General features: G+C 31.6%; 14 protein-coding genes. All 14 read left to right on the top strand.

Annotation, left to right across the window (positions count from 1 at the left end):
- Nucleotides 1-764 (top strand): radical SAM protein (locus tag SULYE_RS02270; RefSeq protein ID WP_007546100.1); only part of this gene is annotated, 764 nt, incomplete at its 5' end.
- A gap of 3 nt (nucleotides 765-767) precedes the next feature.
- The gene (locus SULYE_RS02265) at nucleotides 768-1,184 is read left to right on the top strand and encodes a CoA-binding protein (protein WP_007546098.1); all 417 of its coding nucleotides are present in this window, start codon (nucleotides 768-770) and stop codon (nucleotides 1,182-1,184) included.
- A gap of 15 nt (nucleotides 1,185-1,199) precedes the next feature.
- Complete coding sequence (folE, locus tag SULYE_RS02260) at nucleotides 1,200-1,763, top strand: GTP cyclohydrolase I FolE (protein WP_007546096.1); 564 nt, start codon at nucleotides 1,200-1,202, stop codon at nucleotides 1,761-1,763.
- A gap of 19 nt (nucleotides 1,764-1,782) precedes the next feature.
- On the top strand, nucleotides 1,783-2,289 hold the full coding sequence (locus tag SULYE_RS02255; protein ID WP_007546094.1) for a peroxiredoxin: 507 nt from the start codon (nucleotides 1,783-1,785) through the stop codon (nucleotides 2,287-2,289).
- A gap of 90 nt (nucleotides 2,290-2,379) precedes the next feature.
- Nucleotides 2,380-2,814: a hypothetical protein gene (locus SULYE_RS02250; RefSeq protein ID WP_007546092.1), complete on the top strand. Its 435-nt coding sequence runs from the start codon at nucleotides 2,380-2,382 to the stop codon at nucleotides 2,812-2,814.
- A gap of 2 nt (nucleotides 2,815-2,816) precedes the next feature.
- Complete coding sequence (locus SULYE_RS02245) at nucleotides 2,817-3,722, top strand: tRNA nucleotidyltransferase/poly(A) polymerase family protein (RefSeq protein ID WP_007546090.1); 906 nt, start codon at nucleotides 2,817-2,819, stop codon at nucleotides 3,720-3,722.
- Nucleotides 3,723-3,796: 74 nt separating this feature from the next.
- Nucleotides 3,797-4,240 carry a hypothetical protein gene (locus SULYE_RS02240; RefSeq protein WP_007546089.1) on the top strand — a complete coding sequence of 148 codons (444 nt, stop codon included), beginning with the start codon at nucleotides 3,797-3,799 and terminating at the stop codon, nucleotides 4,238-4,240.
- Between the two features lie 362 nt (nucleotides 4,241-4,602).
- On the top strand, nucleotides 4,603-5,838 hold the full coding sequence (locus SULYE_RS02235) for an aspartate kinase (protein ID WP_007546088.1): 1,236 nt from the start codon (nucleotides 4,603-4,605) through the stop codon (nucleotides 5,836-5,838).
- Nucleotides 5,839-5,899: 61 nt separating this feature from the next.
- Nucleotides 5,900-7,330, top strand: coding sequence for an acetyl-CoA carboxylase biotin carboxylase subunit (accC, locus tag SULYE_RS02230; RefSeq protein WP_043989035.1), 1,431 nt, complete (start codon nucleotides 5,900-5,902; stop codon nucleotides 7,328-7,330).
- A gap of 13 nt (nucleotides 7,331-7,343) precedes the next feature.
- Nucleotides 7,344-8,627: a phosphopyruvate hydratase gene (eno, locus tag SULYE_RS02225; protein ID WP_007546085.1), complete on the top strand. Its 1,284-nt coding sequence runs from the start codon at nucleotides 7,344-7,346 to the stop codon at nucleotides 8,625-8,627.
- Nucleotides 8,620-9,012, top strand: a complete 393-nt coding sequence (locus SULYE_RS02220; protein WP_007546083.1) for an FtsB family cell division protein — start codon at nucleotides 8,620-8,622, stop codon at nucleotides 9,010-9,012. The genes eno and SULYE_RS02220 overlap by 8 nt, the downstream gene beginning before the upstream one ends.
- Entirely contained in the window at nucleotides 9,009-9,644 is a 636-nt protein-coding gene (locus SULYE_RS02215; RefSeq protein ID WP_007546081.1) for an HAD family hydrolase, read from the top strand. Before SULYE_RS02220 ends, SULYE_RS02215 begins: the two co-directional genes overlap by 4 nt.
- Before the next feature lie 11 nt (nucleotides 9,645-9,655).
- Nucleotides 9,656-10,909: an AAA family ATPase gene (locus SULYE_RS02210; protein ID WP_007546079.1), complete on the top strand. Its 1,254-nt coding sequence runs from the start codon at nucleotides 9,656-9,658 to the stop codon at nucleotides 10,907-10,909.
- 2 nt (nucleotides 10,910-10,911) lie between these two features.
- Nucleotides 10,912-11,369 (top strand): hypothetical protein (locus SULYE_RS02205; RefSeq protein ID WP_007546077.1); only part of this gene is annotated, 458 nt, incomplete at its 3' end.

Raw genomic sequence — 11,369 nt, 5'->3', positions numbered from 1 at the left:
TAAGTCAAGTTAAAATATTAGTAGACAAAGGATTTAAAGAGATTGTTCTAACAGGAACCCAGTTATCTCAATATGGATATGACCATAAAGAAGGAACGCTTTATGACCTTTTAAAAAATCTTGTTAAGATAGAAAATCTATACAGAATTAGACTTTCATCTATGGGAATAAATGAGCTTGATGATAAACTCATAGACTTTTTAACATCGGAAGAAAAAATAGCACCACACTTTCATATATCCATCCAGTCAGCAGATGACAAAGTTTTAAGAGATATGAAAAGAAACTATACAGTAAAAGAGTATATAGAAAAAGTAGAAAAGATAATATCAAAAAGACCAGAAACAGCAATTGGAACGGATATAATAACAGGATTTCCAACAGAAGATAAAACGGCATTTTTAAACACTGTAAAGACAATAAATGATATTCCTTTTGCATACATACATGTGTTTACATATTCTGAGAGAGATGGAACAACAGCTGTAAAATTTGGAGATAGAGTCCATCCGGAAGAAAAAAAAGAAAGGACAAGAATACTTAGAGAAATAAGCTATCAGAAAAACTATGAATTTAGAAAGAGATTTATAAACAAAGATTTGGAATTTTTAATTATTTCTGAAAGAGATGACTATAAGATAGGAATTACAGGAAATTACATTCATGCAAAAATAAAGACGGAAAAACCTGTCAACACTATAATTAAAGCAAACCTGACAGAAATAGGAAAAGAAAGAGAAGAAAACATAGCAGTAGAGGTATAAGCTATGCCATTGTTGACAACCGACGAAGAGATAAGAAATGTTTTAAAATCAAGTAAAACAGTTGCAGTAATTGGTATTTCGCCAGAACCACATAAACCAAGCTATTTTGTGACAGAAGTTGTGAAATCCTACGGATTTAAAATTTATTTAGTAAATCCAAAATATGAGGGTCAGATAATACTTGGTGAAAAGGTTTATAAATCTATATTAGATATTCCGGATGAGATTGATATTGTTGATGTTTTTAGAAGACCGGCAGATGTTGGATATACAGCAGAAGAGGCTATAAAGAAAGGCTTTAAAACATTTTGGTTTCAGCCTCAAACCTATAATGAAGAAGTAGCAAAAATGCTTATAGAAAAAGGTTTTAACGTAGTTGCAGACAGATGTATGAAAGTAGAATGTCAAAGATTACTATAAAAAGGAGAAAAAATAATGGCAATAGACAAAAATAAGATTGAACAAGCAATAAAATTATTTTTAGAAGGCATTGGAGAAGACCCAAACAGAGAAGGTCTAAGAGACACGCCAAAAAGAGTTGCCAAAATGTGGGAAGAGTTTGAAAGTTATAGAGAAATGAACATGACTGTCTTTGAAGAAGTAGGGAACTATGATGAGATGGTAGTTGTAAGAGATATTCAATTTTATTCTTTATGTGAACATCATTTACTTCCTTTTTTTGGAAAAGCACACGTAGCATACATTCCCGATAAAAAAGTATGCGGATTGTCTAAAATTGTTAGAGTTGTAAACAAATTTTCTTACAGACCACAAGTTCAAGAAAGATTGACAGCGGAAATTGCCGAATACCTTGAAAAAGAGCTACAGCCAAAAGGTGTAGCAGTTGTGATGGAGGCAGTTCACCTTTGTATGGCAATGAGAGGAGTAAGAAATCCAGAAGCTATTACAGTAACAAGCAAGCTTACAGGAAGATTCTTAGAGTGTCAAAAAACAAGAGAAGAATTTTTAAACTTGATAAATTCTCATAAAAAGATATGAGAAGCAAGGAGGAAAAAATATGAAAAAATTTTTAGTTAAGATTTTAATTCTGCTTGGAATTGTAAAATCAGGAATGGCAATTGAAGAAGGACAGCCAGCTTATAATTTCAAGCTTTATAATGAATCTAACAAGTTGGTCCAGCTTTCTGATTACAAAGGAAAATGGGTAATTTTATACTTCTATCCAAAAGCAGGCACTCCAGGTTGTACCACACAAGGCAAAGAATATTCAAAGTTATACGATAAATTTGTTTCAGTAAATGCAGTTGTGTTTGGCATAAGTACTGATGATGTAGAATCAATAAAAAAATTTAAAGAAAAATACGGCTTTAAACACAGTCTACTATCAGACCCAAAAGGAGAAGTAGCTAAAGCTTATGGTGTTAAAACATTCTTTGGACTATGCTCAAGAGATACAATTCTTATAAATCCAGAGGGTAAAGTTGAAAAAATATATAGAGGCGTAGACCCAGCATCTGACCCTTACAAAGTTTTAGAGTACATAACTGAGAAGGCGAAAAAGTGAGTAGTTGAGATGGTGAGAAATGATGATTTTTTTTAAGTTTTATACATTCTTCTGTTATAATACTTAAAATTTCATATAAAGAGGTTAGAAATGTTTAATAAAGATGATCTGATGAGAAATCCATTTATGACCAATACAAAATTCGAACAACAGTATGATTTTCTCAAAGAAGAAGGTGAATTTGACAGAATATTAAAAATTCTCACAGTTCCAGCAAAAAGTGGCATATATCTTTCAAGATTTGATATAAGAAGTATTGCATTAGCTCTTGGCGTAGATGTTAATGTAAGAGAAAGGAAAGAGATGCTGAAAGATTTATTCTTCTATGCAAAACAATTAAACAAAATGAAAGAGTATTTAGACTTGCTAATTCAATTTACACAGCACAAAATAGACCAGTATAAACAACTCCAAGAAGAGTACCCAAAATCGGCATGGATTATTCAAAATTGGATAGATAAAGCTCAAAAACTAATCACATTTATAGAAAATCTTAAAAAAGAAGTGGATATATATAAGGTTTAATTATGTTTGGGATAGATAAACTATTAAATAAAATTTTTAACAAACAAAAAGATGAGAAGTTAGAAGATTTAGAAATAAAAGAAAATTACATTCATGGGCTGATATTTTACAACTCTTACTTTGATTATGTAGCAAAAGCTCTTCCAAAAGGTTCATTTTGTTTTCTTGTAGGTGGATGGGTTAGAGACAGGATCATAAACAGACCAATCGGAGAGAATATAGATATAGACTTTATTATCACAGCAGACCCACTCCAAGTTGTAAACAATTTAAAAAAATTTATCAAAGGTGATATCTTCCAATTTGAAAAAGAGAAAAAAGTAGCGACATTTTTGTTTAAAGAAAATAATTATAACTACAGATTTGATTTTTCCTATCTTGATATTTCTGATATACTTTCAAATCCGGATATAGACTTTTATCAAAAAGAAGAGTCAATTTTAGAAAGACTTATAAAAGATTTATTAGAAAGAGATTTTACAATTAACGCAATAGCAGTAAATTTTGATGATACATCAAGCTTAAGTGCCTCAACAACTGTTTTAATAGACCCGTCAAACGGATTTAAAGACCTTCAAGATGGCATCATTAGACCAATATCTATTGAAAACATCATAAAAGACCCAGTAAGAATTTTAAGAGGTTATAGACTTGCTTTAGAGCTTGATTTTACAATAGATAAAGAGTTTGAGAAATTTGTAAAAAATAATCCAAATCTAATAGAAAAATCTCCAAAAGAAAGAATCAGAGATGAGCTTTTAAAAATAATTTCTAATGAGAATTCAAAAGACACATTAAATAAGCTTCTTGAAAACAAAATTCTGAAAAAAGTTATTTCAGAAAATCTAAAAGATTTAAAGCTCTATGAAAGCTTGGAAGAAAATTTAAAAAAAAACTTAAATTTATAGACGTTAAAAAACTAAAAGAAATAAAACTTTATCAAAACTTCAGTAGTATCACTTTTTTAAAACTTGCTGCGATTTTGTACACTCTTAAAGATTATAGGGAAATTTTGGAAGAAAAGTTATTACTTCCTGTAAAAATTTCAAAGTTTATAGAAGATATAATCCAAGCAACAGAGTATTTACTATCAATTTCAAAAAATAAACCATCTGATTTTGAGCTTAATTGGTTTTGGTATAAGTTTAAAAATGTAAGTGATTACTGCTTTTTACTTTCTTATAGCATTGATAAAAACTTAGAAGATTTCGTTTTAAGATTGATAAATCACTATGAAAACAATTATAAAAATAACATTGTTGAAGAGCCGTTGTTAAGCGGTGAGGAGATAATGAAATTACTAAATCTCAAACCTTCTAAGGAAGTTGGAATTATAAAAGACAGTTTGATTAAAGCTCAAATTGGTGGAAAAGTAAAGACTAAGGCAGAAGCTACCAAGTTTGTCAAAGAGTTTAAGAGTGAGTGAAAGCATTCTAAAATTTTTGTAAATTTGCCTTTCCGTGTCATCCTGAGGCCGAAGGCCGAAGGATCTCATCTTTTGATTTTTTGATTAAAAAGAAAAACAAGAGATTCTTCGCTTCGCTCAGAATGACGATTTGGATTTTTACAAGCAGTTTCCAGTTAAAGTTTACATAACTCTTGTGAAAAATTATCTAAATTTGTAAAATGAGATTTTTAGCCTTAGATTTTGAATGATAGACAGATGTTTATTATCAAGCATATGGGGAATTATAAATCTACCCATTTTCTCATCATTTATAATTAAGCAAAAAAATAATGCTTTTGTTATAATAAACTAAACATTTTTATGTATGGAGGTCTCTTTAATTGCCTTTAATAGTTCAAAAGTATGGCGGAACATCTGTTGGGAATATAGAAAGAATTAAAAATGTTGCAAAAAAAATAAAAAAGGCAGTAGATGCCGGGAATAAAGTCGTAGTTATCTCTTCTGCTATGAGTGGAGAGACAGACAGGCTGCTTGGTTTAACAAGAGAGTTATCATCAAGACCTGACCCAAGAGAACAAGATATGGTAGTCTCCACAGGTGAGCAGGTGGCAATAGGATTGGTAGCTATTGCATTAAAAGAGCTTGGAATAGATGCTGTAAGTTTAACAGGTTGGCAAGTTCCGATAATTACCGATGATGTACATACAAAGGCGAGAATTAAAAAAATAGATACACATAGAATAAGAAAACATTTAGATGAGGGAAAGGTTGTTATAGTTGCAGGATTTCAAGGTGTTACAGAAGGGGGAGACATTACAACTCTTGGTAGAGGTGGTTCTGATACTTCTGCCGTCGCTTTAGCTGCAGCTTTAAAGGCTGATGTATGTGAAATTTATACAGATGTACCGGGTGTTTTTACAGCAGACCCAAGAATTGTTGAAAATGCAAGAAAAATTCCAGTTATATCATATGAAGAGATGATGGAGATGGCTTCTCTTGGTTCAAAAGTTATGCAAATTAGGTCTGTGGAATTTGGGGCAAAGTATGGTGTTAAAATACATGTAAGGTCATCTTTTAACGACGAAGAAGGAACTTGGATAGTGGAGGAGAATGAAGAAATGGAAAAAATGATTGTTAGAGGAATTTCTCACGAATTAAAAGAATCAAGAATTACTGTAGTAAGAGTCCCAGACAAGCCGGGCGTTGCAGCTAAGCTATTCAAAGCCCTTGGAGATAGAAACATCGTTGTTGATATGATAGTTCAAAACGTTTCACACAAAGGTTTTACTGATATATCATTTACAGTTAACAAAACAGATGCGGATGTAGCAGAAGAAATAGCAAAAGAAGTAGCACAAGAAATAGGAGCTGAAGAAGTAGAAAGAAATGATAAAATTGCAAAAGTTTCTATCGTTGGTCTTGGAATGAAAACTCATGCAGGAACAGCAGCAAAAATGTTTGAAGTTTTATCAAAAGAAGGTATAAATATATATGCAATCTCAACATCAGAGATAAAAATATCAGTTTTAATAGATGAAAAGTATGCAGAGCTTGCAGTAAGGTCTTTACATGAAGCATTTATAGAAAACATGGAAGGTGATATTCAATATGAGTAAAGATAATCCACTTTACAAATCAGTTAAAAAAATTTCTTCAAAGAAAGAATACATGAAAGTAATGCCAAGAGAGATTAAAAAAGTTCTTGTTGCAAACAGAGGAGAGATAGCAACGAGAATAATTAGAGCATGTAAAGAGCTTGGAATAAAGACGGTAGCAATCTATTCAGAAGCAGATGCAAAAAGTATCTATGTTAAAAAAGCTGACGAAGCTTATCTGATTCCAGGAGACCCAATCCAAGCTTATTTAAACTATTTTAGAATAGTGGATTTAGCAAAACAAACTAAGTGTGATGCAATCCATCCAGGATACGGATTTTTATCAGAAAACCCAGAGTTTGCAGAGTACTGTGTAAAACAAGGAATTATATTTATTGGTCCAAAACCGGAACATATTGCACTCTTTGGCGACAAGATGGCAGCAAAGAAAAAGATGAGGGAGCTTGGCGTTTCAATCCTGCCAGGTAGCGATGAACCAATATCTGATTTGAAAAAAGCCAAAGAAATAGCAAGTGAGATAGGATATCCGGTTATTCTTAAAGCTGCCTATGGTGGTGGCGGAAGGGGTATGAGAATTGTAAGGTCTGAATCTGAATTTGAGACCTTATTCCAGTCTGCTTACAATGAAGCTAAAAAATTTTTTGGAAAAGGCGATGTCTTTATAGAGAAATACGTTGAAAATCCAAGACACATAGAAATTCAGATAATGGCTGATAAGTATGGAAACGTAGTTCATCTTGGAGAAAGAGACTGTTCTATACAAAGAAGACATCAAAAAATAGTAGAAATAGCAAGGTCTCCATCCTTAGATGAAGAAGTAAAGAAAGAGCTTTACAGAACTTCCGTTAAAGCAATGTTTAAAGTTGGGTATGAAAACGTTGGAACGATTGAGTACTTAGTAGATGAAAACAATAATTTTTATTTTATTGAGATGAATACAAGACTTCAGGTTGAGCATACTGTTACTGAAATGGTAACAGGAATAGATATTGTCCAAAAAATGATAGAAATTGCTGAAGGCAAAAAGCTACCTTTCTTGCAAGAAGATATATCCATGAGAGGATACGCAATAGAGTTTAGAGTAAACGCAGAAGACCCGGCTAAAAACTTTGCACCATCGGTTGGACTTATTACATCTTACCACTCTCCAGGTGGACCGGGTGTTAGAGTAGATGCAGCAGTTTATAAGGACTACGTAATTCCACCATACTATGATTCTATGATAGCTAAGCTGTCTGTCTGGGCTTTAACATGGCAAGATGTGGTAAATAGAGCAAGAAGAGCATTAGATGAGTTTATCGTTCGGGGTGTGCCAACAAACCTTCCACTTCTTAGAGCAATCGTCAGAGACGAAGATTTTATAAACGGTAAATTTACAACAAAATACATAGATGAAAAATTACCAACTTTTAACTTAAAAGAGCAAGAGAGAAATATTGAAGATTTAGTTGCAGCAATAGCAGGAGCATTAGCAGCATATCATAGACTATAAAAGGAGGTTTTAAATGTCAACAATTATAGACATTATCGGAAGAGAAGTTTTAGACTCAAGGGGAAATCCAACAGTAGAAGCTACTGTTGTTCTTGAAAGCGGCGTTGTTGCATCTGCGATAGTTCCAAGTGGAGCATCAACAGGAGCTAATGAAGCATTGGAGCTTAGAGATGGAGATAAAAAAAGATTTCTTGGAAAAGGTGTTTTAAAAGCAGTTGAAAACATTAACACAAAAATTGCTGACCTTTTAATAGGTGAAGAGTCAGAAGACCAAGTCAGAATAGATAGACTTATGATAGAGGCGGATGGAACGGAGAATAAATCAAACCTTGGAGCTAATGCAATATTAGCGGTTTCTTTGGCAGTTGCAAGAGCTACGGCAATAGAAAAGGAAATGCCATTATACAGATACTTAGGCGGAGTTAATGCTAAGGTTTTACCTGTTCCACTCATGAACGTAATCAATGGCGGAGCACACGCAGACAACGAATTAGATTTTCAAGAGTTTATGATCGTTCCAGTTTGCGGTGGTTCATTTAAAGAAGCTTTAAGAGCAGGCGTTGAAACATTTCACGTTCTCAAATCTGTATTAAAAGAAAAAGGCTACTCAACAAATGTAGGAGATGAAGGCGGATTTGCACCTGCTTTAAGAGAGACAAAAGAAGCATTAGACATGTTAATGCTTGCAATAGATAAAGCAGGCTATACACCAGGCGAAGATATCTTTATTGCCTTAGATGCCGCATCTTCTGAATTTTATAAAGATGGAAAATACTTATTTGAAAAAAGAGAATTAACATCTGATGACATGATAATCTTATACGAAGAAATCGTAGGAACATACCCGGTAATATCTATAGAAGATGGATTGGCTGAAAACGACTGGGAAGGTTGGAAAAACTTAACACAAGCACTTGGAAACAAAGTTCAACTTGTTGGAGATGACCTTTTTACAACAAATCCAAAAATTATAAAAGAAGGAATTAAAAATAACATAGCAAACTCAGTTTTAATAAAATTAAACCAAATCGGTACTTTAACCGAAACGTTAGATGCTATAGAAATGGCAAGAATCAATAACTATACAGCAATTATTTCTCACAGGTCAGGAGAAAGTGAAGATACATTTATTGCAGATTTAGCGGTAGCAACCAATGCAGGACAGATTAAAACAGGTTCTGCATCAAGAACAGATAGAATAGCAAAATATAATCAATTAATTAGGATAGAGGAAGAACTTGGTGAGAACGCAATCTTCAAAGGAAAACAAGCATTTAAGAAATTCCAATTTGAGTAATGAGCATAAAGTTTTAGACCGTGGGCTTAAGCTCACGGTTTTATTTACATTACTTTTGGCAATATATACAATTCTTTTTGGAGAGAATAATATCTTTAAATACTTTGACAAAGTTAAGGCAAGAAATGAGCTTTTGAGCCAAGTTGAATCACTTAAATCAGAAAATAAAAAACTTCAAAGAACTATAGACTACTTGCAAAACGACCCATTTTACATAGAAAAGAAAGCAAGAGAAAATTTAGGTCTTATTAAAGAAGATGAAGAAGTTTATGTGTTAGTAAATTACAAAAAGCCACAAACTAAGGATGAAGAGCCTGAACCATCAAATCAAACAAAATGGATTGATAAAATCAAAGAAAAATATAAAGAATTTCAGATTCAATGAGACACTTAGAGTTATACATTTTTGACCTTGATGGAACGCTCCTCGATTCAGGAAAAGATATAGCCTTAGCTGCAAACTACGCATTTGAAAAGTTAAATCTTAAAACATTTTCAGAAGAAGAGATAATCTCAAAGGTTGGGTACGGAGCAAAAAAGCTTATTGAGGACCTAATTCCAGAATACCCACAAGAAATTAAAGATAAAGCATTAGAATACTTTAAAGAGTTTTACTATTCAAATCCTGTAATATATTCAAAACTTTATGATGGGGCTGAAGAGACATTAAAAAAATTAAAAGAGCTTTCAAAAAAAGTTGCAGTTGTAACAAACAAATATGAAGCCTTATCTACTGAAATCTTAAAAAAATTAAATGTTATTGATTATATTGATTTAGTAGTGGGAGCTGATACAACATCAGAAAAAAAGCCTCATCCATTGCCAGTTTTTTACACATTGGAAAAACTAAAATCCGATAAAGATAAAAGTATAATTATAGGTGATAGCGAAACTGATGTTTTAACAGGAAAAAATGCAGGAATAAAAACAGCATTAGTTTTACAAGGTTATGGAAATAAAGACCTTGCATTATCTTTAAACCCGGATTATGTATTAGATAGTTTAAAGTTTATATAGTGAGGTTGTGGTTGGAGAGATTAAAAGTTAAAAACTTTTTGGCTATAAAAGAAGCTGATTTTGAAGTTAAAAAATTTAATGTAATTATCGGAAAGCAGGCAACAGGGAAAAGTACTCTAACAAGATTAATTCATTTTTTTAGAGAGAGTTTAAAGGAATGTTTAGATTCAGTGGCATTATTGGGAATTTTAAATTATGGAAATTCAAATTTTGAAAAAATTTTTATTGATAACCTTTACTCTTACTTTCCAGGATATTTATGGGAAAATCAAAAGTTTAATATCAATTACAAATTAAAGGATGTAGAAGTTAAAATATCCAATGATAACAGTAAACCTAAAATAACAGTAAATGAAACTTTTAAAGAGTTATTGTCGATAATAAAAGAATTTGATGAAGAGAGAATGACTAAAAAAGATTTCTTTCTTTTTAGCAGATCTGACCTAATACGATGGTATTTGAATTCCAAGAATGAGCTTAAGGATAGTTTTTATAAAATCTATGTCGAAGAAAATTTTTATATTCCCTCAGGGAGAAGTTTCTTTCTAACCTTAAGAGCTAATACTTATACATTAAACTATATCCCTGAACTAAAAAAACTAAATTTAGATCCAACCTTGCGTCAATTCGGAATGCTATATGAGAAAGGAATATATTTATTTGATAAAGTTGTAAGTAAATATAAAGCAGAATATAGTGATTTTTTAAAAGATTTAAACAAAATTTGCGGGGGAAATTTAATAAGCCACTCAGATAATGTTTTTATAGAGTTAGAAAATGGCGTTAAGGTTAAGATAGAAGACACATCTTCAGGACAACAAGAAATTACTCCTGTATTAATGATTTTACTTACACACTCTTTAGAAAAAGAAATGAATGATCTATTTACAATAGAAGAACCTGAAGCTCATTTATTCCCAGAAACACAGAGAGATGTAATATTCTTTATTTCTAAAGTCTGCAATACATTTAACAAATCAGTAATTATTACAACACATAGTCCCTATATACTTTCGGCTTTCAATATTTTGCTTCTGGCAAATGATATTATGAATGAGAAAAATAAAGGAAAAATAGAAAGAATTATTGGAAGAAATACGGCAATAAAATTTGAAGATATTGAAGCCCACACTATTGAAGATGGTATATTAAAATCCTTCCTTAATCATGAGACTAAACTATTAGATACAAATATTATTGATAAAGCTACAGAAGCATTTGAAGACCTTTTTGATAAACTAAATGAAATTGGTATGGAAGGTTAGATATGATAAACTGTGAAGAAAAAATTTCCAAATGTGAAGAGATTAAGTTTGACCCGGATATAATAATTAATGATTCAGATGGCGGTAAATCGAAACTTAGGTTGAAAAACTCCAAAAGAATAAAAGTCCGAATTATAAAAGTTGATGATTGTGTTATTGAAGATACCACCAGATGCGATTATGTTATAGAAATTCCTATGGATAATATCAAGATTGTCTTATTTATAGAGTTGAAGGGTAAAAATGTAGAACATGGCATAGAACAATTTGAAAAGACTATAAATCATATGTGCTTTAAAAATAGATATGGCTCAGATTTACAAAAAAGAGCATATTTAGTGATAACAAAAGTAAAAATCCCGGTGAGTAAAATAGATAATTCTAAGAAAAAGTTCAGGAAAGAATATAATTGCTTATTAATAATCAAAGAATATGTAAACGAGGATATAGAAAAAATATT

Source organism: Sulfurihydrogenibium yellowstonense SS-5 (assembly GCF_000173615.1).
Lineage (GTDB): Bacteria > Aquificota > Aquificia > Aquificales > Hydrogenothermaceae > Sulfurihydrogenibium > Sulfurihydrogenibium yellowstonense.
The sequence above is the reverse complement of the archived record's forward strand: the minus strand, read 5'-3'. Positions and strand labels throughout refer to the sequence as shown.